This window comes from Micromonospora sp. NBC_00421, assembly GCF_036017915.1.
Classification (GTDB): domain Bacteria; phylum Actinomycetota; class Actinomycetes; order Mycobacteriales; family Micromonosporaceae; genus Micromonospora.
In genome coordinates this window covers 2,903,809-2,926,500 of record NZ_CP107929.1, presented here as the reverse complement: position 1 = coordinate 2,926,500, position 22,692 = coordinate 2,903,809, and the positions used below count along the sequence as shown (strand labels likewise).

The following is a 22,692-nucleotide window of genomic DNA, read 5'->3' as shown; positions in this document are numbered from 1 at the left end:
CCGGAAGGGGTGACACCGGCTGGCGGTGCGACGGGACGGCGCTGCCCGGTGCGGGGTGGCCGGCGGCCGGCGACGGGGTGCGCGGGCCGCGTCCGAGGGCCGGTGATCGCGGTGGGGCGGATCAGCCGAGCGGGTCGGATGCTGGGCATCGTGGTCCGCGAACCCGCCGGTACGTGTTGCATTCGTATTAACAGCGAGTAACCCGGTGCCGGAGTCTGCCCTGCTCTTGACAGTTGCCATGGCTGAGTAGCAGCATCGTGTGGCGAGATGCTGTCTCGCATGACGTAGAAGGCGGTGAGGTGATGGCGCAGCAGACGCCGGTACGTCCGCTCGGTGCAGCCGGCGCGATGATCGACGAGGACTGGGAGGCGCTGCGGTTCCGGGTGCACCGCTCGGCGTACCGCGATCCGGAGGTCTTCCGGACCGAGGTCGACCGGATCTGGAATCACACCTGGCTCTATCTCGGCCACGAGACCGAGATTCCGAAGGCGGGGGACTTCAAGACCCGTACCCTCGGCGGTCGACCGCTGATCTTCTGCCGGGACGCCGACGGCCAGGTGCGGGCCTTCTTCAACGCCTGCACCCACCGGGGCACCGTGCTGTGCCGGCACAGCGAGGGCAACACCAAGTTCTTCCAGTGCTTCTACCACGCCTGGGCATTCAGCAACTCGGGTGAGCTGGCCGCGCTGCCCGGCGACGACGCGTACCCCGACGACCCGGCCTTCCGGGCCTCGATGGCGCTGCGGCAGGTGCCTCGGCTCCAGATCCACGAGGGTTTCGTCTTCGTCGCCTTCGACCCGGACGTGCCGGACCTGCTGACCCACCTCGGCCCGGCCGCGCACTACATGTCGCTGACCGCCAAGATCGGCGAGCACGGCATGACCACCCTGCCGGGCGTGCAGCTCTACAGCGTGAAGGGCAACTGGAAGCTGGCCGTCGAGAACGCGATGGACGGCTACCACTTCGCCCCCACCCACAACACCTTCGTCGGCTACCTGCGCGAGACCGGCTTCGCCGTCACCGACGACGACCAGTACGCCTACGACCTCGGCGGTGGCCACGGGCTGCTGGTGCTCACCGGGCACAACGGCCGGATCGGGATGGTCTGGGAACCCCGCTTCGGCGACGAGGAGAAGGCCCGCACCGTCACCAAGCGCCGCGAGCTGGAGGCCCGCCTCGGCCCCGAACTCGCCGCCGAGGTGGCCGACGCCAGCCGGATCCTGTTCGTCTTCCCCAACCTGCTGCTGTTCGACCTGGAGGCGCTGACCATCCGGCAGCTCGAACCCGTCGCCGCCGACCGCACCGACGTGCGGGCCTGGCAGTTCGTCGAGGTCGGCGAGCCGGAGTCGGTCCGCGCGCTGCGGATCAAGACGATGGTCAGCTTCGTCGGGCCGGGCGGCCTGGCCACCCCCGACGACATCGAGGCGTACGAGGCGGTGCAGCGCGGCATCACGGCGACCGCCGACGCGGTCGACCCCGCGCACGACTGGAGCGACATGTCGCGGGGCATGGCCAACGAGAAGCAGGGCAACCAGGGGCGCTCGATCGACGAGGGCGCGATGCGCAGCTTCTGGCGGCGCTGGGCCGAGGTGGTCGGGGCGGGCACCAGCGTGGCCGGCGACCCACCGGCCGGTACGCCCGCCGCCGGACCCACCTCGGGTGGAGCGGGCAGGTGAGCGCGATGTCAACGACTGTCGGTAGCCCCAGGGGAGTGGTCAAGGTGGAGTCGCGTGAGGTGACCCGGGCCGAGGTGGAGGACTTCCTCTACCGGGAGGCCCAACTGCTCGACGAGTGGCGGCTCGACGAGTGGCTCACCCTGATCGAGCCGGGCGGCCGGCTGGAGGTGCCGACCACCGACTGGGCCGGCTGGGACGCCACCACCGCCGGATACTTCGTCGCCGACGACTACGAGCTGATCCAGGCCCGGGTCAAGCGGCTCAAGAGCCGCAAGGCGCACGCCGAGAACCCGCACTCGCGTACCCACCGGATGATCTCCAACGTGCTGCTGCTGGAGGCCGGCGCGGAGACCGTCTGGATCAGCGCCAACTTCCTCATCCACCGCTACCGTGACGGCGGCGCCTACACCTACGTCGGCCGCTACGAGCACGTGCTCAAGGTCGACCCGGACGGGCTGCGGTTCCGGCTGCGCCGGGCCGTCCCGGTGATGGAGTCGATGGACCCCGGCGCCCGACTCAGCTTCATCCTCTGAGCCGGCCCGCCATGATCACTCACATCCTGGTCTTCCGGTTCCGCGACGACCTGCCGCCCGGCGCGGCCGAGTCCGTCCTGGCCGAGCTGGAGACCTTTCCGAGCCGCTATCCCGCGATGCGCAACTGGCGCAGCGGGGTCAACGTCAGCACCCGGGACACCAGCATGACCCACGGCTTCGTCGTGGAGTTCCCCACCGAGCAGGACCTGCTCGACTACCTGCACAGCGACTCGCACGAGCTGTTCGTCCGGGAACGCTGGCGGCCGGTCATCGAGCGTCAGGCCATCGTCAGTCTCCCCACCGCCGGGGACGCCCAGCCCATCGAGAGGGGTCACAGATGACCACCGAGGCCACCGCCCGCCGCCGTGGGCCGTACGGCATGGAGTACGCCCGGATCGAGGTGCCCGACCTGGCCGCCTCCATCGAGTTCCTTCAGTACCACGTGGGGCTGCAACTGGAGCAGCACGACGACGAGTACGCGTTCCTCCGCGCCGACCTGGAACACCACAGCATCGAGCTGGTCGCCGCGCCGCAGCGCACCGAGTCGTGGACCACCGCGGTCGGCTTCAGCGTCGAGAACGACGCCGTCCTCGACGACCTGCGCGAGCGGGTGACCGCGGCCGGGCACGAGGTGTTCGAGCTGGCCGACCGGGTCAAGGGCCTGGTCCAGCGGGGCTTCGCCGTCCGCGACCCCAACGGGCTGATCGTCGAGCTGTTCACCGAGTTCCAGGAGTACGCCGAGCCGCCGCTGATCGAGCTGCGCCCGCTGGACCTGGTGCACCCCTTCCTGGCCACCGACAAGTACGACGAGACGCTGGCCTTCTACACCAAGGTGCTCGGCTTCCAGGAGTCCGACCACGTCGGCGACGTCACGGTCTTCCTGCGCAGCGAGGACCGCTACCACCACAGCCTGGCGATCCAGCGCAACAACGAGTTCTACGTCGCGCACCTGTGCTTCATGATGAAGAGCTTCGACCATGTGATGCGCGGCCGGGCGCGGGCCCAGTACAAGCAGATCCCGATCGCCTCCGACCTGGTCAACCACTCGGCCTCGACGTCGATCGCCTTCTACATGCACGACACCCGGCACGGGCCGCGCTACGAGCTGTGCGACAGGCACCGGGTGTTCACCCCCGAGGAGCACGAGACCCACCGGGCCCGCCGGATGGCGGTGGACCCGCGCAACATCGACGTGTGGCGTCCGGCCGCCGACGACTGGGCGCGTTTCTGACCCGCGCCCGATCGGGGCCGGTCGGCGGGGCTGTCGTACCCGCCGGGCCGGTAGGGCGTATGGGAGCGGGGTGGCCCAGTCAGGGGGCCACCCCGCCTTCGTGCCCGCAGCGTCCCGAGCCGGCGCGCGGGCGATGACTTGACGTTGACATCAGTGTCAGGGTCCTAGCATCGCCAGGTGCGGAAGGACCACGTGACATGCGGATCGGAGAACTCGCGCGCCGGTGCGGCGTCAGCCCCCGTTCCGTGCGGTACTACGAGCAACAGCGCCTGATCACCGCCCGTCGTGCCGCCAACGGCTACCGGGAGTACGACGAGTTGGCGGCGGTCAGGGTGCGGAACATCCACGAACTGCTGGAATCCGGCCTGACCATCGAGGACATCCGGCTCTCGATCGACAAGGGCTTCCTCGACCAGCCGGTGAGCACCCTCCCCAGGTGCCCCGGGTGACGCCATGCTCCGGGCGGCGCGGGACGCCGAGCGGATCGGCCTGGATTACGTCCTGATGGCCAACCACGTGCTGGAGAACCCGCACGGCACCGGCTTCGACCCGGTGGTCCTGCTGTCGTGGGGTGGCGTCCCGTCGCCTCAGGGCAGCGGGACGACGTAGCCGTCCACCTGGCCGCAAGCAACTACTTGTCAATGTGTCGCACCGGAGCAGTGCCGGGGTGCGGGCGTCGTGCCGGCCTGGCGAGCAGCAGCGCGACCGTGAGGACGGCGGCGGCGACCGGCAGTCCCCAGGGTCGCCGGGCCGCCGACACGGTGAACGCGAGCGGCCGACCGGGCACCGCGATCCGACCGTCCACCTCGTACCGGCCGAACGGGGCCGCGCCGGTGGGCACCGGGACGTGGTACTCCCGGGTCTGCCCCGCGGCGATGGTGCCCACCGCCGGGGCGGCCACGATGGTCCGCGCCCGGCCGGGTGGCCCGACGGTCAGCTGGAACGCGGGGTCGGTGATCTCCTGCGGGCCGGGGTTGTGCACGGTGATCCGTACCGCGAGTTCGCCCGGCAGGCCGAACCACCCGCGCGGTCCGGACCGGTCGACGGCACGCAACGCCACCAGGGCCAACTCGGGCGGGACGGTCGGCGTGGCGGCCGGGGCGGTCACCCCGGCCAGCGTCAGGTCGGCGACGGCGGTGGCCGTGCCGGTCGGCGTCCGGACCCGCAGCACGCACGGGCAGGCCACCGGCGGGGCGGCCAACAGCACCGGCAGGGTGGCCCGGCCGGACGGCGGCACCTGACCGTGGGTGGCGTCCCCGGTCGCGCAGTCGAGCGCTCCGCGTCGGGCGGCGTTGCCGCACACCTCGGCCTGCACGGTGCCGGCGGGCCAGCCGTCGAGGCCGACGAGCACCCGTTGCCCGACCCGCAGCGCTCCGGCGGGCAGGGTGACGCCGGGACCGGCGGCTGCCGCCCGACCGCTGCCGCCCTCCGCGGCGCTGTCGGGGGCGACTGCCCCGGGGGCCGGCGTCAGGACGGCGGCCACGGCCAGCAGGACGACGGCGCGGACCGGTCGGGTCATGAGGCGTCGGGGCGTCGGGCGTCGGGGCGCGGGGTGACACCCGGAACCGGTCCGGTGGCCGCACCGCCCGACGCGGCGGCGGCGGCCGGTTGCGGTGCGGCCGGGGCGTCGGCAGGGCCGGGGGCGGGCGGTTGCCCGGCGGTGGTGGACTCGGCGGGGCCCGGGGTGGCCACCCGGCCGGCGGCCGGCGCGTCCCGCCGTCGCCACCACCGCAGCCCGCCCCCACCGGCCGCGACGGCGAGCAGGGCCAGTAGCAGCCAGGGCGGGGCCCAGATCCCGGCGGTGCGGACCACAGGCGGTAGCGCGGTGTCCGTGCTGGTGGCCGCGATGTCGACCTCGGCGGTCAGGCGCAGCAGCGGGGGCACGCCGGTGATCCGCTCGGTGACGGTGAAGGTGGCCCCGGGGAGCAGTTCCGGCAGGTCGGTGGGGAAGGTGCGGGCCTGTTCCCACCCGAAGGGCGCGTCGACGGTCACCGTGCCGCTGCCGCCGAGCCGGACGTTGCCGTCGTTGCGCAGCCGGTAGCGGACCACCACGTCGCCACCGGCGAACGGGTTGACCGGGTTGTCGTACGAGACGTCGACCGCCTCGACGGTGACGGCGGGCCGGACCGGGCCGGTGACCCGTAGGTAGACCCGGGCGGCGAGCCGCTGGTCGACCAGGACCCGCTGGCCGTCGGCGGTGGTCCGGACCCGGGCCACCGCGCCGATCACCCCGCCGGTGTGGTCACCCGGGGTGGCGTCGGCCGGCACGGTGAGCCGGAACGGGATGTCGACCCGCTTGCCCGCCGGGATCGTCCACTCGCGCCGGTCGACGCGGATCCAGGAGCCCACGTCGGTGGCCCGCCGGTCGGCCGGCAGCAGGGCGAACGCGCCGTCGGTGGAGCTGTACGCGTCGGTGCCGTACACGTCGAAGGTGAGCGGGCGGTCGCCGAGGTTGGTGATGCCGACGTGGTCGGTCAGGGTGCTGCCCGGAGCCACGTCGTAGATGAAGTAGTTGCGCCCGGTCGGGCCCTTGGCACTGGACGGCTGGACGGCCCAGCGGGCCGCGCCGGTCTCCCCGACGCCGGCTGCCGGGCCGGGGGACGGGGTGGGCGCGGCGGGGGCCGGCGCGGGCAGGGCTGTCGCCACGAGCAGTGCGGCGGCGAGGGCGGCGCTCGTCCGGGACAGGGCGGTACGCAGGGACATTCCGGGCTCCGGGGAGTGGTCGGCCGGTGGGACGGGTGGCGAACCCGTCCCACCGGTGTGGTGCCGAATCAGGAGAGGGTGAGGGTCAGCACCGCGCTGTAGTCGCCCGCCGGGGCGGACGCCGGGACCCCGAGGCGGAGCTGGGCGCCGCAGGTGAAGGTGCCGTTGCTCGCGCCGGTGGCCGACGTGCACAGCGCACGCGCCGTACCCAGGCCGGCACCGGGCGCGGCGGTCGCGCCCGGGGTGACCACGCCGGGGGTGCCGGCGAGACCGTCGGTGCCGACGGTGGCGCTCGGCACCCAACCCAGGTTGTCCCCGGCGATGGTGCCGCCGGTGGCCGAGGCGAAGTCGGAGACCTGCCCGACCAGACTCCAGCCGGCGTTGGTGCCGCGCAGGTCGGCCACCGTGGCGGCGTTGAGTGCCCCGCTGGTGACCTGCCCGTTGCTGACCGCCGGCAGGGCGACCGTGGAGCCGGCCACGCCGAGGGTCAGCGCCCCACCGGTGACGGTGGTGGTGATCTGCTGGTCGGCGTCCCCGCCACCGGTCGGCGTACGGCTGAACGTCACCGGGGTGAAGGTGTCCTGGCTCCGGTCGGCCGCGCCACGGGCGGCGAAGGTGATCACGTAGCACTGCACCGCCGTGCAGTCGACCTTCGCACCGGTGCGGTCGGTGTAGACCGCGCTGACCGGCAGGGTGGTGCGGAACGTGCCGTCGGCGTCGAGCCGGTCGCGGGCCTCGGTCGGCTCGTTCGTCTTGTTGACCCACTTGGTGACCTGGAGGACACCGGCGTTCGTCCAGTGCTCGTCGACCTTGGGGCCGAAGGAGACGTAGATCCCCGCCGCCCCGTTGGCCTCCGGGTCGAAGCCGCTGCCGGTGACCGTGATCGTCGCCCCGGCCGGGTCCAGCCCGGTGGCCGGGGTGACGCCGACCGCCGGGCCGGCCGGCCCGCTGCCGCCACCTGTGGAGAAGGTGAAGGACAGCGGGTCGAGCGCGGAGCCGGCGGAGTAGAAGCCGTTGAACGCCGAGGCGCCCTCGGCGGTCAGGGTCGCCGCCAGGTCGGTCGCGGTCACCGTGCCGCCGCTGCCACCGGGGTTGCCGTCGGTGACGGCGATGGTGGCGATGGTGGCCTGGCGGACCGAGACCGGCTCGGCGGCCGTGGTGAGCAGGTCGACGTCCGCCGTGACGGCGGCGGTGCCACCGGTGACGACGATCGTCGGGTTGGCCAACGAGATGGTGAAGAAGTGCGCCGGGTACGAGAAGACGATCTTCCCGCCGTACGCGGCGTCGAAGGTGCCGGTGTCGGCGTCGTGCGTGCCGCCCTTCGCGGGGAAGGTGAAGGTGCCGTCGCTGTTGATGCTGGCGCCCTCGCTGGCCGCGATCGGCGGGTTGCCGTTGCCGGTGTTCAGGTAGGCGCGGAACGACGCCTTGAAACCCCAGGTCAGGCTGCCGGAGCGGATTTCCGTCCCGGCGGCCTGGGCGGGGCTGACCCCGATGAGTGCGGCCGACGCGCCGAGCAGGGCGACCGCCGCCCACCGCGCCGACCGCCACCGACCGCTACCGGTTCTGGATCTGACCATGCTGCTCCCTCTCTCGTGCCCAATACGGACAGTGGTTAAGGTTAGGCAAACCTAACTATCGAAGTACAGTGGGCGACGGGTTGAAGATCTTGACCCAAAGAACCCCTTGTGAACTGCGAATCTCTGGCTTAGGTTAGGCAAACCTTAGCTACGGTCGGTGTGTCAGCCGGCCCGATCAGTCATGTGGGGAGCCTGATGCGAGCACTGCGTCGCGCCATCCTGACCGTCACCCTGATTACTGTCGGTATCGGTGTGCTGCCGACGCCGGCCCAGGCCGGCACCGGTCGGGGCGCCGCCGGGCAGACCCTCACCGTCACCCCCAGCGCCGGAGTGGGCCGCAGCGGTACGAAGGTGACCGTCGTCGGCAGCGGGTACGACGTCACCAAGGGCATCTACGTCGCCTTCTGCGTGGACAACGGGGCCGGCGTAGCCCCCAGCCCGTGCGGCGGCGGAGCCGACACCACAGGCAGCACCGGCGCCTCGCACTGGATCTCCTCCGACCCACCCTCCTATGGGGAGGGCCTGGCCGTGCCGTACGGCGACGGCGGTGCGTTCCGGGTCAGCCTCACCGTCGGCACCCGCATCGGTGAGGTGGACTGCACCGTCCGCCGGTGCGTGGTCGCCTCCCGGACCGACCACACCCGCACCGCCGACCGCTCCCAGGACGTCCGGGTGCCGATCACCTTCGCCGCCGCAGCCACTCCGGCGCGTACCGCCGCTGCCGCCCCGGCGACCACCGGTGGCAGCGGCAGCACCGGTCGGACCACCCCACCGGCGGCCGCACCGACCGGCGGGGGTGCCGTGCCCACCGGCGCGGGTCCGGCGTCGGCCGTCGTCGGCCCCACCGGGAGCGTCCCCGCCGGGGCCGACGGCCGGACCGACCAGACGGGCCAGACGGGCCAGGTGGACCAGGCGCAGGTGACCCGGGTCAGCGCCGCCTCCGACACCGGCCGCTGGTGGCTCGCCGTGCTGGTCGTACCCGTGCTCGGGGTGGCGCTGCTCGCCGGCCTGCGCCGTCGCCGTCGTCACCGGGCCACGTCGTGACCCGGCGCGCGCTGCCGCTCGTCCTGGTGCTGCTCGCCGGTGCCCTGGTCGGCTGCACCGACCCGGTGGCCGAGGCGCGGTCGACCACACCGACGTCCTGCGGCCCGGTCACCGCCACCCTGCCCGACACCGACGTCGACCCGTTGGACCCGACGCCGACCCCGGCCCTGCCGGTCACCGTCACCTCCACCGACGGAGTCGTCAGCACGGTCACCGACGCCGCGCGCATCCTGCCGGTCAACCTCTACGGCTCGATCGCCGAGATCGTGTTCAGCCTCGGGCTCGGCGGCAACGTCGTCGGCCGGGACACCTCCACCACCTTCCCGGCCGCCGCGCACCTGCCGGTGGTCACACCGGCAGGGCACGACCTGTCCGCCGAGGCGGTGCTCGCCCTCGCCCCCACGGTGATCCTCGCCGACGACAGCATCGGTCCACCCGAGACGCTGCGCCAACTGCGCACGGCTGGCATCCCGGTGGTCCTGGTCGCCGCCGAGCAGCGCCTCGACGCCGTCCCCGGGCACGTCCGGGCCATCGCCGCGGCGCTCGGCGTCGGCGCGGCCGGCGACCGGCTCGTCGCCCGGATCGAGGGGGAGATCGCCGCCGCCCGCACCGGGGTGCCCGACGGCCCGGCCCCCCGCGTCGCCTTCCTCTACCTGCGCGGCACCGCCGGGGTCTACCTGATCGGCGGGCGGGGCGCCGGCTCCGACGCGATGATCGAGGCGGCCGGGGGAGTGGACGCCGGCACCGCGATCGGTCTGGCGAAGTTCCGCCCCCTGACCAGCGAGGGCCTGATCAACGCGGCCCCGGACGTGCTGCTGGTGATGAGCGGTGGGCTGAAGTCCGTCGGCGGCGTCGACGGCCTGCTCAAGCTCCCCGGGGTGGGGCAGACCCCGGCCGGGGCGGCCCGTCGCGTCGTCGACATGGACGACGGCGTCCTGCTCACCTTCGGCACCCGCTCCGGGCGGGTGGTGCGGGTCCTGGCCGACGCGCTGCACTGCCGGGGCCCGCGATGACCGCCACCCCCACCCGACCGGCCACCGGGGACACCGGGGCCACCGGAGCCGGCCGCGACCACCGCCGTCGGGTCCGGCGCGGACCGGTACTGCTCGCCGGGCTCACCGTCGTGCTGCTGCTGGTCGCCCTGCTCGCCGCGGGCCGGGGCCAGGTGGCCGTCGCTCCGGCCGAGGTGCTCGGCTCGGTGCTGCACCGCCTCGGCCTGGACCTCGGTCCCCGGCCCGCCGCCCCGCACGGCGAGAGCGCGCTGTGGCTGGTCAGGTTTCCCCGGGTCGCGCTCGCCGCCGTGGTCGGCGCCGCGCTCGGCTGCGCCGGTGCGGTGATGCAGGGGGTGTTCGGCAATCCGTTGGCCGAGCCGGGCGTCATCGGCGTCTCCGCGGGCGCGGCGGTCGGCGCGGCGCTGGCCATCGTCACCGGCGTCACCGTCGTCGGTGGCTGGACGGTGCCCGCCGCCGCGTTCGCCGGTGGCCTCGCCACCACCTGGCTGGTCTACCTGCTGGCCCGTTCCGGTGGCCGGACCGAGGTGGTCACCCTGGTGCTCACCGGCGTCGCTGTCAACGCCGTCGCCGGTGCCGCCATCGGGCTGCTGATGTTCGTCGCCGACGAGTCGGGTGTGCAGGCCATCGCGTTCTGGAACCTGGGCAGCCTGGCCCAGGCGAACTGGGCGGCGGTCTCGCTGGCCGCGCCCTGCCTCGCGGTCGGGCTGCTCGCCACCCTCGTCGACGCCCGCCGGCTCGACCTGCTCGCCCTGGGTGAGCGGTCCGCCCGCCACCTCGGGGTCGACGTGGAACGGTTGCGGGTCCGGATGATCGTGGCCACCGCGCTGCTCGGCGCGGCGGCGGTCGCCTTCACCGGCATCATCAGCTTCGTCGGTCTGGTCGTGCCCCATCTGGTCCGGATGGTCGCCGGCCCGGGGCACCGACTGCTGCTGCCGGCCAGCGCCCTCGGTGGCGCGATCGTCGTCATCGCCGCCGACCTCGCCGCCCGGACCCTCGTGGACTACCAGGAGCTGCCGCTGGGGGTGCTCTCCGCGATCGTCGGCGGCCCCGCCTTCTTCTGGCTGCTGCGCCGCACCCGGGACCGGGCCGGAGGTTGGGCGTGAACACCTGCACCGGGGAGGCTGTGGTGAGCGTACGGGAACGCCGACGGCGAGGTCCGCTGCGGCTGCTCGGCCGCCGGGCGGCACCCCGGGTGCCGACCGCCACCACGTCGGGCGGCACCCGGGTCCGCGTCACAGGGATCCGGGTCGAGCGTGCCGGCCGACCGGTGCTCGACCGGGTCGACCTCGCTATCCGGGCCGGTGAGCTGCATGTCCTGGTCGGCCCGAACGGTGCCGGCAAGTCCACTCTGCTCTCTGCCGTCAGCGGTGACCTGCCGCTCGCCGCCGGGGCCGTCGAGGTCGACGGCCGACCGCTGGCCGAGTGGTCGGCCGTGGAGTTGGCGATGCGTCGGGCGGTGCTGACCCAGCGCACCGCCCTGAGCTTTCCGTTCTCGGTGGTCGAGGTGGTCCGGATGGGACGTGCCCCCTGGGCCGGTCGACCCGAGGAGGCCGACGACGACGCGGTGGTCGCCGAGACCATGCGACGCTGTGACGTCGTCAGGTTCGCCGACCGGCCGTTCCCGTCGCTCTCCGGCGGCGAGCAGGCCCGCGCCGCGCTGGCCCGGGTGCTGGCCCAGCGGACCGGTGTGCTGCTGCTCGACGAGCCGACCGCCGCCCTCGACCTGCACCACCAGGAGCTGGTCATGCGCATCGCCCGGGAGCGGGCCGACGCCGGGGACACCGTCGTGGTCGTACTGCACGACCTCGCCCTGGCCGGGGCGTACGCGGACCGGATCACCCTGCTCGCCGACGGGCGGGTACGGGCCGCCGGCCCCCCCGACACGGTGCTGACCGCACCTCTGCTCAGCGAGGTCTACCGGCACGACATCGAGGTCGTGCCGCACCCGGACACCCGCCTGCCGCTCGTCGTGCCCCGCCGTCGGGGCCCGGCCCGGAACACCCCCGTCACGGAGGAATAGATGGACACACCACCCATGCCGTTCTCGGCCCGGCTACGGGCCGCCAGCCAGGGGGTCCACGCCGCCGCCGAGAGCCAGCTTTACGTCTCCGCGCTGGTCGCCGGCGAGCTGGACATCGCCGGCTACCTCGACCTGGTGGTGCAGCACCATGCGCTGTACCAGGCGTTGGAGTCGGTCGCGGAGGCGATGCGCGACGACCCGTTCGTCGGTGGGTTCGTCGACGACGCGCTGACCCGGCTGCCCGCGCTGGAGGCGGACCTGACCCACCTGGCCGGACCCGACTGGGCGCTGCGCACCGCGCCGCATCCGGCCACGGTGGCCTATGCAGGCCGGATCCGGGCCGTGGGCGGCAGCTCCCCGGTGCGGTTCGTCGCCCACCACTACACCCGCTACCTCGGTGACCTCTCCGGCGGGTTGCACATCGGACGGGCGGTGGCCCGACGCTACGGGTTGACCGGGCAGTCGGGGGCCGCCTTCTACGCCTTCGACCGGATCCCCCGGCCGAAGGCGTACAAGGAGGCGTACCGGGCCCGGTTGGACGCCCTGCCGCTGAGCCCGGCCGACGAGGCGGCGCTGCTGGACGAGGTGCTGGTGGCGTACGGGCACAACATGGCGGTCTTCTCGGCCCTGGCCCGGCACGTGCCGGACGCCCCGGGGATCACGGAGGCGGTGGCGTGACCGGGCAGCAGTTCGACGCCGACGTGGTCCGCGCGGTCAGCCGGCACATGAACGACGACCACGCCGACGACTCGCTGCTGATCTGCCGTACCCTCGGCGGCTGCCCGGACGCCACCCGGGCGCGGGTGACCGGGTTGGACGCCGACGGGATGGACTTCGCCGTCACCCTCGACGACATCGAGGTGCCGGTGCGGCTTCCGTTCGCCCACCGGCTCACCGAGCGGGTCGAGATCCGCCGGGAGGTGGTCCGGATGTACGAGCAGGCGTGCGCCGTGCTCGGCGTACCGCAGCGCCACGCCGGCTGAACGCCCACACCGGCACGGCGCTGCCGGGAGCTGCCCGGTCGCCGGCCCCGGATTGCGCCGTGGCCTCCGCACGGCCTCTTCCCGTCCGGCCTCTTTCCGTCCGGCCGGGAGTATGACCGCGCGGCGTGCCGGTCGGTGGCCAGAATCCGGCTGGTCGGCCCTCGTCCGGGCCGGTCGCGCCACCTACGCTCGCTCTCGCGCCGGAGCGGACCCGAGGGTCGGGGCCGGCCCTGCGCGGTGGTGGCAGGGGTGGGCGTCGGCCGGGCAGGGGGATGGGCATGGTGGTCGCGGGTGGTCCGCAGGGTGGTGTCGCGGTGCCGGTCGGTGCGCGCCGGGGCGGGGTGGCGGGCACCGTCGGTGCGGTGGTGGCCGTGCTGCTCCTGGTGGTGCTCGCCCTGGCGGTGGCGTTGGTCGGGATGTTCCTGCCGATGGCGGCCGACGCCTGCGGTACGGAGGGCACCGACGGGCTGTTGATCTGCGGTGCGTTCGGGCAGCTGGTGGTGCTGGGCGCTCCCACCGGCGGGGCCGTGCTCGGCGTGCTGCTCGCCCTGGCCGGCTTCCTGCCGTTCCCGCTGCGCCACCGGCGTGCCCTGTTCATCGGCGTCGGCTACCTGCTGGTGATCGGCGGGTTGGGCTTCGGCTTCCTGGTCGCCTTCAGCGGCTGGTGACCGCCGATCGGGTGGCCGCCGGGCGGTGCCCGGACGCCTGGTGGTCGTGCGGTGCGCTACCGTCCGCGTGAGGTGGCCCGGTGGACGGCCGTTGCGGGTGGTGTCGGCGGTTGGCGGCGATCAGTTCGTCGAGGGAGTCCCGGGTCCGGGCGAGGTCCTCGATGTGGGCGGTGATCTGTTCCCGCTCCCGCGTCATCCGCTCCCATGCCTCGTCGGAGGTCTGCTCGCTGGGGGAGTCGACGCACGGCAGCAGCGCGGCGATGGTACGGCTGGACAGCCCTGCGGTGTACAGCCGCTGGAGGAAACGCACCCGGTCCACCACCTCCGCGCCGTAGTGCCGTTGGCCGCTGGCGCTGCGGGTGCTGGTCAGCAGCCCCTGCTCCTCGTAGTAGCGCAGGGAGCGGACGCTCACCCCGGCCTGCGCCGCAACCTCGCCGATCCGCATCGGGTCTCCCGTCGCCACACTTGCCTCTGACGTCAGTGTCAGGTTTTAGCGTAGCGGTACGCCCGGCCCACGGGCGTGACCTCCGCCCCACCCACGGAAGGCGCTGCGACATGGCCACCCTCTTCGACAGTCACCCGCTCGGCGAGCTGATCCTGCCCAACCGGGTGGTGATGGCCCCGATGACCCGGGTCCGCGCTACCGGAGACGGCCTGGCGACCCCGTCCATGGCGACGTACTACGCCCAACGCGCCACCGCCGGACTGATCGTGACCGAAGGCGTCCAGCCGAACCGGGTCGGGCAGTCCAACCCGGGAACTCCCGGTCTGTACACCGACGAGCAGGTCCGCTCCTGGCGGCCGGTGACCGACGCGGTGCACGCCAACGGTGGACGCGTCTTCGCCCAACTCATGCACGGCGGTCGGGTGTCGCACCCCGCGACGACCGGGATGCAGCCCGTCGGCCCGTCCGCCGTACCCGCCGTCGGCGAGGTGTTCACCCCCACCGGCCCGCAACCGGCCCCGGTGCCCCGGGCGCTCGACACCGCCGAGGTGCCGGAACAGGCCCGCTCGTACGCGCTGGCGGCCCGCCGCGCCGTGGAGGCCGGCTTCGACGGGGTCGAGCTGCACGGCGCGAACGGTTATCTCATCTCCCAGTTCCTGTCGAGCAACGCCAACCTGCGTACCGACGCCTACGGCGGATCGGTGACCAACCGCATCCGGTTCGCCGTCGAGGCCGTGGCCGCCACCGTGGACGCGGTGGGTGGTCACCGCACCGGAATCCGCCTCTCGCCCGGCGCCGGTTTCTGGGGCGCCGACGAGGCAGACGTCCCCGAGTTGTACGCCGCGCTCCTCACCGAACTCGCCGGCCTCGGTCCGGCGTACATCCATCTCGAGGCCACCACCGACGAGGAGGTCCTGCGGGAGCTCCGTGCGGTGTGGCCCGGCACGCTCATCATGAACCCGGTCCTCCCGATGGGCCCGCGACAGACGGACCGGACGGCGGCCGACCGCTGGCTGGGGTGGGGTGCCGACCTGATCAGCTTCGGCCGCGCCTATCTCGCCAACCCCGATCTCGTCGAGCGGCTCCGGCAGGGGCTGCCGATGGCAGCGCACGACGAGGCGACCTGGTACGCGGGCGGCGACACCGGTTACCTCACCTACCCGACCTTCCCGCACCCCGGCTGACCCCCGGTACAACTCCATGATCCATCGGCACGGAGGTGCTCCGCCGTACGCCCGAACGGCGGCCGAGTGGTGAAAGGCCGTGGGGGTACCTGGCGGACTGGCCCTGACGCTGACTGTGACCGATGTGCGCCGCTCAGCGGGTCTTCTTCGTCGCCCGTTTGCGGGGTGGTGTCAACAGGTCGGCGATCGCGGCGATTGCGGCGGGGACCGTGCGGTAGTACGCCCAGACCCCACGCTTCTCGCGTTCGATCAGACCGGCCTCGGTGAGGATCCTCAGGTGATGGCTCACCGTCGGCTGGGACAGGCCGAGCGGCGCGGTGAGGTCGGTGACGGACGCCTCGCCCTCCGGGGCCGACTGGATCAGGCTGAGCAGTCTTAGCCGGGCCGGGTCGGCGAAGGCCTTCAGCACCCCCGCGAGCCGTTCCGCATCGGCGCGTTTGATCGGCTCGCCGGCCAGCGGCGAGATGACAGGCGTATTGGTTTTCGCAGCTCCCACGTCCGCCATCATGGCAGCAAGAGGCATGTCCGAGCGGTGGATCGCCGATCGGCCACCACGAATTCGCGGATCGGGTGACGGCGGGTCGGCCGACCCGCCGTCGGCGGACGGTACGACGGTCCGGGGCCGGTGCGCCAGGAGACCACTCCTGACACACCGGCCCGGAAGCGCCGCTTCGGGGGTTCGCGTCGTACGCCCGGTCAGCGCGCGGTGCAGGTGGGAGTCATCCCGGTCCCGCTGCCGTTGCCCTGGAAACCGAACTCCGCCACCTGGCCGGCACCGAGTTGGCCGTTGTAGCTGACGTTGGTGAAGCGCACCGTGCCGCTGCTGCCACTGGCGGTGGCGTTCCAGGTGTTGGTGACGCTGGCCCCACCGGGCAGGGTCGTGCTGACGGTCCAGCCGGTGGTGCCGGTGGAGCCGGCGGTGACCCGTACGGAGGCGGTGAAGCCACCGTTCCACTGGTTCACCGTCACGCTGGCGGAGCAGCCGCTACCGCCGGCCGGCGGGGTGGTCGGGGTCGCCGGGGGCGTGGTCGGGGTCGCGGGTGGGGTGGTCGGGGTCGCCGGTGGGGTGGTGGGTGGGGTGGTGCTGTCGAATTGGGTGAAGAAGTTCCAGACGATGGGTCGGGTCCAGGATTTTTCGCCGGGGGCGTAGGGGTCGGCGGTGCCGTCTACGGCGTTGGGGGCGTGTCCGCCGTCGAAGGGTGCCCAGGCGACGGGGTATCCGGTCCGGCAGCCTGAGTAGTAGGTGATGGTGTGGGTGAGGCTGCCCTGTGTGGGTTCTGGTGGGTTTTGGGGGGTGCAGCCGTTGTTGCGGACGAATCGGTCGCGGAGGGATCGTCCGGTGGCGATGGGGAGCACGGTGTCGCGGAGGCCGTGGATGCCGATGTAGGCGATGGGTTGGGTGCCGCCGTTGCAGCCGCTGAGTTGGCCGCCGGAGTAGACGGCGACGGCGCGGAAGGTGGTGGCGCGGGCGCAGGCGATGGCGTAGCTCATGCCGCCGCCGTAGCTGAAGCCCATGGCGAATCGTTGCGTGGTCTCGACGCAGAGGTCTGACTCGATCTGGCGCATCATGTCGTCGACGAAGGTGAGGTCCCGGTCTCCGCTGTTGGCCCAGCCGTTGCCGATGCCCTGGGGGGCGACGAAGATCGCGGTGTTGTTGGAGAGGGCGCGGATGCCGTAGTAGGACCAGGGGTATCCGCTGGTGCCGCCGGAGTCGACGTCGTTGGCGGTGCCGCCGTTCCAGTGGAAGGCGAAGATGAGTTTGTAGGGGTGGTTGCGGTCGTAGTTGTCGGGGATGCGCAGGATGTATGAGCGGTTCTGGCCGCTGCTGGTGATGGTGCGGTTGCCGTTGGTGAGGGTGGGTGTCTTGCCGCAGCCGGCGGTTGCTGCGAGGGGGGTGGCGTCCTTTGCGGAGGCGGGTGGGCTGGCTCCGGCGGTGACTGCGGCGCCGCCGATGGTGAGGGCGAGTGCCGCGACCCCCGCGACGGCGCCGGCTACGAGGCGATGTCTCGACATCAGGAGGAACTCCTTTCGGGACCGGGATGCTGCGGTGGGCGCGATCGACCGCCCGTGGGTAGGGGCAACGGCCATGGGTGTGGCGTTACCACCCCTGCTGAGGCGGTAGATGATCATATACATCGATGATTACGAACGTAATCCGTATGACGTATGATGTCAACAGGGGGCGGTGTGCCGTCCGGGGCAGCGGAAACGGGGTTCCCGACCGCCATCGCCGTCCGCACTTCCATGATTACGCTGCAACCATGTTGTAGTGGCCTCCGCCGTTCGGGAGGCCACTACAACATGGTCAACACCGTTGCGTTAGGTGGAACGGCTGTTCGTCGACCACCGCTGCGTCGACCACCGCTGCGTCGACCACCGCTGCCTCGCCGATCATGGAGTTGTGGTGGGTAACAGAACGCCCGTAAAACCCCCAAAGTCGGCACCACCACTCCATGATCGCCAAGCGGGCCCACCCCGCTCCACGATCGGGCACTTCCTGTCCCGGGTTGACCAGCCGCCCACGGCGTTAACGCAACGGCGTTAACGCAACGGTGTTGACAACATGGTTGCAGCACGATCTTGCGACCTGTTGCGCGACGGACGCCGCTTTGGCTACCGCCGAGGGCCGACGGTGCACCCACCGTCGGCCCTCGGCGGCCGGGACGCCTGTCCGCTCCGGTGTCACGCCGGGACGCCTGTCCGCTCCGGCGTCAGCCGGAAGCCCGGTTCACCAGTTCAGCGGCAGGGTGTTCACGAACCGGGTAAGCGCGCCGGCGAGGAGCTGGTCGTCGCGCCGGGAGGGGTGCCAGTCGCAGCCGAGCTTGTCCAACCCCAGCGCGTTGTCGTCGTAGTACAGCGAACGGATCCGGGTGTCGCCCCGACTGGTGCGGGTCTGGACGACCTGCTGGACGGAGCTGGCGAGCGCGGTGGTGGGGGACAGGTCGGGGTAGGTGAGCACGATGAACGTGTCGGGCCCGTACCGGCTACGCAGCTTGTCGATGAAGGCCAGGTAGGCGGTCCGGTAGTCGGCGGCGAGCTGGTCGATGGTGGACCACCGCTCACCGGGGTTGAGGGCGGTGGAGAAGTCGTTGATGCCCAGCCCGACCACGACCAGTTGCGGCTTCCAGGTGCTCGGCTTCTGCCACACCGTGCTGTTCCACAGGGCCTGGAGATCCGTCTCGTAGTAGGTACGGAAGTTGTCCGTGCCGCCACCGTTGTAGTTGCGCACCATGCCGAGGCCGGACCAGGCGGTGAGCTGGTAGTCGGCGTTCAGGCTCTGCGCGGTGAGCGCGCCGAAGGTGACGTCGGCGTTGGAGTTGCGGGTGACTCCGCCGTTGGCGGAGCAGTCGCGGGTGGTCGACATGTTGCCGTAACCGGCCGTCCAGGAGTCGCCGATGAACTCGATCTGCCGGCTACGGGCGGCGGGCTTGGCCAGGATCGCACCGCCGGCGGCGGGGACGAGGCCGCCGAACTCGCCCGCGGCCCACGGGCTCTCGGTGCGCTTGACCAGTCGTACGGTGTGCTCGCCGCTGGCGAGGTCGCGCACCCAGTAGGTGGTCCGGCCCGGCGTGACCAGGGTGGCGACTGCCTTCCCGTCGACCTGCACGGTGTAGTCGTTCTGCGCGTCGTCGAGGACGATCCCGACCCCGGTGCCGCGGAACCGGCCCTCGAAGTAGATGCCCGGCCAGGTGAACTGGGCGCTGGTGCCCACCGCCTTGACCCGACCCACCGTCGCCGTCTGGTCCAGCGCGCCCGACGACGGTGGCGGCGTGGTCGGCGGCGGCGTGGTCGGCGGTGGCGTGGTCGGCGGTGGCGTGGTCGGCGGTGGCGTGGTCGGTGGCGGCGTGGTCGGTGGCGGCGTGGTCGGCGGTGGCGTGGTGGGCGGCGTGGTCGTGGGCGGCGCGGTGGTCGGTGGTGCGGTGGGGCTGGTGGTACGGCCGGTGCACGGCACCCCGTTGAGGGCGAAGTCGACAGGCACCGGGTTCGCCGAATTGTTCCACGAGGCGCCGAAGCCGAGCTGTGCGCTCGCCCCGGCGCCGAGGTTGCCGTTCCAGCTGGCATTGGTGACCGTGACCCGGCCGGCGGACTGGGTCACCGCGCCGTTCCACAGCTGGTCGATCACCTGGCCTGCGGTGAACGACCAGGTCAACCGCCAACTGGTGAGCGGATCGCCGAGGTTGGTCAGGTCGATGTTCGCGCCGAAGCCGCCCGGCCACTGACTCGACACCGTGTAGGTGACCCGACAGCCGGCCGCGGCCTGCGCGGGTACGGTGCCGGCGAGCGCGGCGGTGGCGACGGTGGCGGTGGCGAACAGCGACACCGCCAACCTGAACCGGAAACGTGTGGGTGACATCTGTGATCCTCCCGCAGGAGTGAGGCGGCGACGGCTGTCGGCCGCGTCGACGAGGCGGCTCTACCGGCGGGAGCGGTTGGTCCCGTTCGGGGGCGCAGTGGCCGCAGACGTGGTGATCGGATGCGCCGGGTGGTGACGGTGCGACCGACGGCCCTGATTCGCCGTCGGCGAGCTCACGTCGGTCTTGTGGTGCGGTGTCCCTCGGCCCGCAGCCAGCCCGGCTCCGCCGAGATTATCTCGCCTGGCTTCCACATCCGTCAATCGATGTCATCCGCAGGCCGGGTCGCCGGCCCGGCTCGGTCCGGACCCACACCCCGGACGGCATGTTAGTGAGGCCTGTCTATATTGACGTCGGGCACCGGCAGCGGCAGGATCGCGGCACCACCACCCCCGTGATCCGCCCTGGGAGGCGTCATGCCCCGTCCCCGCCTGCCGCTGCTGCGAGCCGCCACCCGGACGGTCGCGCTCGTCGCGGCCACCGCCGGTGTGCTGCTCGCCGTCGCCGCACCTGCCCACGCCGCCGTCCCCGCCGGACGCTACGTCGCGCTCGGCGACTCGTACACCTCAGGTCCGCTGATCCCCACCCAGGTCGACCTGAACTGCCTGCGCTCCAACCGCAACTACCCCTCGCTGGTCGCCGCCTCCGCCGGTTCGGCGTCGTTCGCCGACGTGAGCTGCTCCGGGGCCACCACCGACGACATCCGGTTCGGTGGCAGCGGCTCCCTGGGCGGCGCGCTGCCGCCGCAGCTCAACGCCGTCACCCCGAACACGGCGCTGGTGACGGTGCAGATCGGCGGCAACGACATCGGCTTCTCCAGCATCATCAGCGACTGCGCGCAGGCGAGCTTCAGCAGCCCGCTGGGATCGCCGTGCAAGAACCGGTACACCGCCGGCGGCACCGACCAGTTGCAGGCCAGGATCACCGCCACCGCGCCGAAGGTGACCGCCGTGCTCCAGGCGGTCCGCCAGGCCGCGCCCGGCGCGCGGATCGTGGTGCTCGGTTACCCGGCGATCGTGCCGGACTCCGGGTACGGCTGCTGGCCGGTGGTCCCGATCGCCTACCAGGACGTGCCGTACCTGCGGAGCGTCGCCAAGTCGCTCAACGCGATGCTGGCCAACACCGCCGCCGCGAACGGTGCCGGCTACGCGGACGTCTACACCCCGTCGATCGGGCGCGACACCTGCAAGAGCAGCGGTACCCGGTGGGTGGAGGGTCTGGTGCCGGAGAACGCGGCGGCACCCTTCCACCCGAACGCCCGTGGCGAACAGGGCATGGCCACCGCCCTGCTCGCCACGCTGAACAACTGACCGGCCATGCGCACCGCCTGACCTGGCCGCACCGCACGACTGACCTGGCCGTACGCCGGCCGGGCCGGTGCCACCGATCGTCCTGCGGGGAAGGTGGTCCCCCTGTCATGAGCTGCCCCGGCATCGGGCCGACGTCATGACAGGGGGTCCGTACCTCCGCAGGCGGAGCCGGTTCCCGGTCAGGCCACGCTGCACTCCTGGCCGTTGAGGGTGAACGCGGTCGGCTTGGCGTTGCCGCCGGACCAGCTGGAGATGAAACCGAAGTTCGCGCTGGCCCCGGCAGCGATGGTGCCGTTCCAGCCGGCGTTCGTGACGGTGACCTGCGCGCCGCTCTGCGTGTAGGTGGCGCCCCATGCCTGGTTGACCTGCTGGCCGTTGGCGAACGACCACCGCAGGTTCCACCCGTTGATCGCCGTGCTACCGGTGTTGCGGACCGTCACCTCGGCCTGGAACCCGTCCGGCCACTGGCTGCTGATCGCGTACGTGACCTGGCAGGGGCCGGCGGTCGGCGGCGGGGTGGTCGGCGGCGGGGTGGTCGGGGCCGGAGTGGTCGGCGTGGGGGTGGGGGTCGGTGGGGTGGTGGTCGGGGTGGGGGTGCTGGTCGCGCCGCTGACCCGGTAGACGACCGTGCCGTGGCCCGGCACGCTTGCCGAGATGGCGCCGGAGGTGGTGCTTGTCGTGTTGCTCCACGCGTCGCGCAGGGTGAACGACGCGCCCGACAACCCGATGGCGGCGGCGGTGGTGCTGATCGTGGTGGCGGCCGTTCCCTGGTTGAACAGGGCGACCGCGACGTCCCCGTTGGCCAGCCGCTTGGCCAGCACCCGGCGGGTGCCGTCGAACGAGACCTGGCTGGCCTGGAGAGCGAGCGGGTCCTGGCTGATCCCGACGAGGTTGGCGTTCTTGAGGATGGTCTGGGTCGCCGCGTTCATGTTGCGCAGGTCGTTGCCGGCGATCAGCGGCGAGGCCAGGATGGCCCAGAGCGCGAAGTGGCTACGCATCTCGGTGTCGGTCATGCCGCCGCGGCCGACCTCCATCATGTCCATGTCGTTGAACGCGCCGGGCTTGGCCCGCGCGGCGAGCGGGACGGTGACGTCGACGATGTTCTGGATGCCCATCGGGTAGCCGTTGGTCTGGCCGCTGTTCCAGGTGTTGGTGATGTCCTCGGTGGTGCGCCACATGTTGGACACGTCGCCCCAGTTGCGCTGCGGCCCGGTCTTGGAGTGGATGCTGTTCGAGTTGATGCTCAGCACGATCGGGCGACCGGCGGCGGCCAGCCCGTCGCGCATCTTGGCGAACGTGGTGACCTGCTGGTCGATGGTGCCGCTGGGGGAGCACCAGTCGTACTTGAGGTAGTCGACGCCCCAGGCGGCGAACTGGCGGGCGTCCTGCGCCTCGTGTCCCTGGGAACCGGTGGCGCCGGGATAGCTGTTGAAGTACTGCGCGCAGGTCTTGTCCAGCGGTGCCTGGTAGAGGCCGAACTTCAGCCCCCGGGCGTGGATGTAGTCACCCAGCGCCTTCATGCCCGACGGGAAGCGGCTCGGGTCGCCCTGCAGGTTTCCGGCCGAGTCACGGTTCGGGTTCATCCAGCAGTCGTCGACGACGACGTACTGGTAGCCGGCGTCCTTCATGCCGGAGCTGACCATCGCGTCGGTCATCTGCCGGATGAGCGTCTCGTTGATGTTGCAGCCGAAGGTGTTCCAGCTGTTCCAACCCATCGGCGGGGTGCGGGCCACCCCGTTGTCGAGGGCCAGCGCCGGGGTGGTCCGCAGCACCACCGCCGGGCCCGCCACCACCAGGAGCCCGGTCGCCAGGGCGGTCAGCAGGCGACGCCCGCGGGTAGTTGGTCTTCTCATGTTCTTCCGTCCGTTTCCACAGGGGTGGGTTCGTGCGTACCGGCAGGGGACGGGACGCACGTCGCCACCTCGATCGGCCGAGGGCGGAGCGAGGCGGCGA

At 72.2% G+C, this 22,692-nt stretch carries 22 protein-coding genes and 1 pseudogene; 15 read left to right on the top strand and 8 right to left on the bottom strand.

What is annotated here, in order from left to right; all coding sequences use genetic code 11:
• The first annotated feature begins 302 nt into the window (after positions 1–302).
• From OHQ87_RS12595 to OHQ87_RS12570, 6 genes are all read left to right on the top strand, one after another.
• Entirely contained in the window at positions 303–1,676 is a 1,374-nt protein-coding gene (locus tag OHQ87_RS12595) for an aromatic ring-hydroxylating oxygenase subunit alpha (protein WP_328348064.1), read from the top strand.
• A 5-nt stretch (positions 1,677–1,681) separates the two neighbouring features.
• The gene (locus OHQ87_RS12590) at positions 1,682–2,209 is read left to right on the top strand and encodes an aromatic-ring-hydroxylating dioxygenase subunit beta (protein ID WP_091243992.1); all 528 of its coding nucleotides are present in this window, start codon (positions 1,682–1,684) and stop codon (positions 2,207–2,209) included.
• An 11-nt stretch (positions 2,210–2,220) separates the two neighbouring features.
• Entirely contained in the window at positions 2,221–2,550 is a 330-nt protein-coding gene (locus tag OHQ87_RS12585; protein ID WP_328348060.1) for a Dabb family protein, read from the top strand.
• A complete protein-coding gene (locus OHQ87_RS12580; protein ID WP_328348058.1) occupies positions 2,547–3,440 on the top strand; it encodes a VOC family protein in 894 nt (297 codons plus the stop codon). Before OHQ87_RS12585 ends, OHQ87_RS12580 begins: the two co-directional genes overlap by 4 nt.
• 197 nt (positions 3,441–3,637) lie before the next feature.
• Positions 3,638–3,889 carry a MerR family transcriptional regulator gene (locus OHQ87_RS12575; protein WP_328348054.1) on the top strand — a complete coding sequence of 84 codons (252 nt, stop codon included), beginning with the start codon at positions 3,638–3,640 and terminating at the stop codon, positions 3,887–3,889.
• Positions 3,890–3,893: 4 nt separating this feature from the next.
• Entirely contained in the window at positions 3,894–4,049 is a 156-nt protein-coding gene (locus OHQ87_RS12570) for a hypothetical protein (protein ID WP_328348052.1), read from the top strand.
• A 22-nt stretch (positions 4,050–4,071) separates the two neighbouring features.
• On the opposite strand, the gene OHQ87_RS12565 is transcribed toward OHQ87_RS12570, so the two are convergent.
• From OHQ87_RS12565 to OHQ87_RS12555, 3 genes are all read right to left on the bottom strand, one after another.
• On the bottom strand, positions 4,072–4,959 hold the full coding sequence (locus OHQ87_RS12565; RefSeq protein WP_328348050.1) for a hypothetical protein: 888 nt from the start codon (positions 4,957–4,959) through the stop codon (positions 4,072–4,074).
• Complete coding sequence (locus OHQ87_RS12560; RefSeq protein ID WP_328348048.1) at positions 4,956–6,143, bottom strand: WxL protein peptidoglycan domain-containing protein; 1,188 nt, start codon at positions 6,141–6,143, stop codon at positions 4,956–4,958. Before OHQ87_RS12560 ends, OHQ87_RS12565 begins: the two co-directional genes overlap by 4 nt.
• 68 nt (positions 6,144–6,211) lie before the next feature.
• Positions 6,212–7,720 carry an HtaA domain-containing protein gene (locus OHQ87_RS12555; protein WP_328348046.1) on the bottom strand — a complete coding sequence of 503 codons (1,509 nt, stop codon included), beginning with the start codon at positions 7,718–7,720 and terminating at the stop codon, positions 6,212–6,214.
• A 195-nt stretch (positions 7,721–7,915) separates the two neighbouring features.
• Here OHQ87_RS12555 and OHQ87_RS12550 point away from each other — a divergent pair, with 195 nt between their 5' ends.
• The 7 genes from OHQ87_RS12550 to OHQ87_RS12520 all read left to right on the top strand — a co-directional run bounded on the left by OHQ87_RS12550 (position 7,916) and on the right by OHQ87_RS12520 (position 13,448).
• Positions 7,916–8,764 carry a hypothetical protein gene (locus OHQ87_RS12550; RefSeq protein WP_328348044.1) on the top strand — a complete coding sequence of 283 codons (849 nt, stop codon included), beginning with the start codon at positions 7,916–7,918 and terminating at the stop codon, positions 8,762–8,764.
• Positions 8,761–9,777: a heme/hemin ABC transporter substrate-binding protein gene (locus tag OHQ87_RS12545; RefSeq protein ID WP_328348043.1), complete on the top strand. Its 1,017-nt coding sequence runs from the start codon at positions 8,761–8,763 to the stop codon at positions 9,775–9,777. The genes OHQ87_RS12550 and OHQ87_RS12545 overlap by 4 nt, the downstream gene beginning before the upstream one ends.
• Positions 9,774–10,880 (top strand): FecCD family ABC transporter permease, encoded by a 1,107-nt coding sequence (locus OHQ87_RS12540; protein WP_328348041.1) that lies wholly within the window; start codon positions 9,774–9,776, stop codon positions 10,878–10,880. The genes OHQ87_RS12545 and OHQ87_RS12540 overlap by 4 nt, the downstream gene beginning before the upstream one ends.
• A 23-nt stretch (positions 10,881–10,903) precedes the next feature.
• Positions 10,904–11,797, top strand: a complete 894-nt coding sequence (locus OHQ87_RS12535) for a heme ABC transporter ATP-binding protein (protein ID WP_328348039.1) — start codon at positions 10,904–10,906, stop codon at positions 11,795–11,797.
• On the top strand, positions 11,798–12,475 hold the full coding sequence (locus OHQ87_RS12530; RefSeq protein WP_328348037.1) for a biliverdin-producing heme oxygenase: 678 nt from the start codon (positions 11,798–11,800) through the stop codon (positions 12,473–12,475). It abuts the gene before it with no gap.
• Positions 12,472–12,780: a DUF2470 domain-containing protein gene (locus tag OHQ87_RS12525; protein WP_328348035.1), complete on the top strand. Its 309-nt coding sequence runs from the start codon at positions 12,472–12,474 to the stop codon at positions 12,778–12,780. The genes OHQ87_RS12530 and OHQ87_RS12525 overlap by 4 nt, the downstream gene beginning before the upstream one ends.
• Positions 12,781–13,058: 278 nt before the next feature.
• The gene (locus tag OHQ87_RS12520) at positions 13,059–13,448 is read left to right on the top strand and encodes a hypothetical protein (RefSeq protein ID WP_328348033.1); all 390 of its coding nucleotides are present in this window, start codon (positions 13,059–13,061) and stop codon (positions 13,446–13,448) included.
• Between the two features lie 106 nt (positions 13,449–13,554).
• Here OHQ87_RS12520 and OHQ87_RS12515 read toward each other — a convergent pair.
• Positions 13,555–13,893: pseudogene (locus OHQ87_RS12515) on the bottom strand (MerR family transcriptional regulator); the annotation flags it as partial.
• A 110-nt stretch (positions 13,894–14,003) separates the two neighbouring features.
• Between OHQ87_RS12515 and OHQ87_RS12510 the strand changes: the two are divergent.
• A complete protein-coding gene (locus OHQ87_RS12510) occupies positions 14,004–15,077 on the top strand; it encodes an alkene reductase (protein WP_328348031.1) in 1,074 nt (357 codons plus the stop codon).
• A 133-nt stretch (positions 15,078–15,210) separates the two neighbouring features.
• On the opposite strand, the gene OHQ87_RS12505 is transcribed toward OHQ87_RS12510, so the two are convergent.
• From OHQ87_RS12505 to OHQ87_RS12495, 3 genes are all read right to left on the bottom strand, one after another.
• On the bottom strand, positions 15,211–15,582 hold the full coding sequence (locus OHQ87_RS12505; RefSeq protein ID WP_176738918.1) for an ArsR/SmtB family transcription factor: 372 nt from the start codon (positions 15,580–15,582) through the stop codon (positions 15,211–15,213).
• 191 nt (positions 15,583–15,773) lie between these two features.
• Positions 15,774–17,090 (bottom strand): cellulose binding domain-containing protein, encoded by a 1,317-nt coding sequence (locus OHQ87_RS12500; RefSeq protein ID WP_328348029.1) that lies wholly within the window; start codon positions 17,088–17,090, stop codon positions 15,774–15,776.
• A 715-nt stretch (positions 17,091–17,805) separates the two neighbouring features.
• The gene (locus tag OHQ87_RS12495; protein WP_328348027.1) at positions 17,806–19,431 is read right to left on the bottom strand and encodes a cellulose binding domain-containing protein; all 1,626 of its coding nucleotides are present in this window, start codon (positions 19,429–19,431) and stop codon (positions 17,806–17,808) included.
• A 414-nt stretch (positions 19,432–19,845) separates the two neighbouring features.
• Between OHQ87_RS12495 and OHQ87_RS12490 the strand changes: the two genes are divergently transcribed.
• Positions 19,846–20,739: an SGNH/GDSL hydrolase family protein gene (locus OHQ87_RS12490; RefSeq protein ID WP_328348025.1), complete on the top strand. Its 894-nt coding sequence runs from the start codon at positions 19,846–19,848 to the stop codon at positions 20,737–20,739.
• Positions 20,740–20,918: 179 nt separating this feature from the next.
• On the opposite strand, the gene OHQ87_RS12485 is transcribed toward OHQ87_RS12490, so the two are convergent.
• The gene (locus tag OHQ87_RS12485; protein ID WP_328348023.1) at positions 20,919–22,592 is read right to left on the bottom strand and encodes a cellulose binding domain-containing protein; all 1,674 of its coding nucleotides are present in this window, start codon (positions 22,590–22,592) and stop codon (positions 20,919–20,921) included.
• Positions 22,593–22,692: the final 100 nt, after the last annotated feature.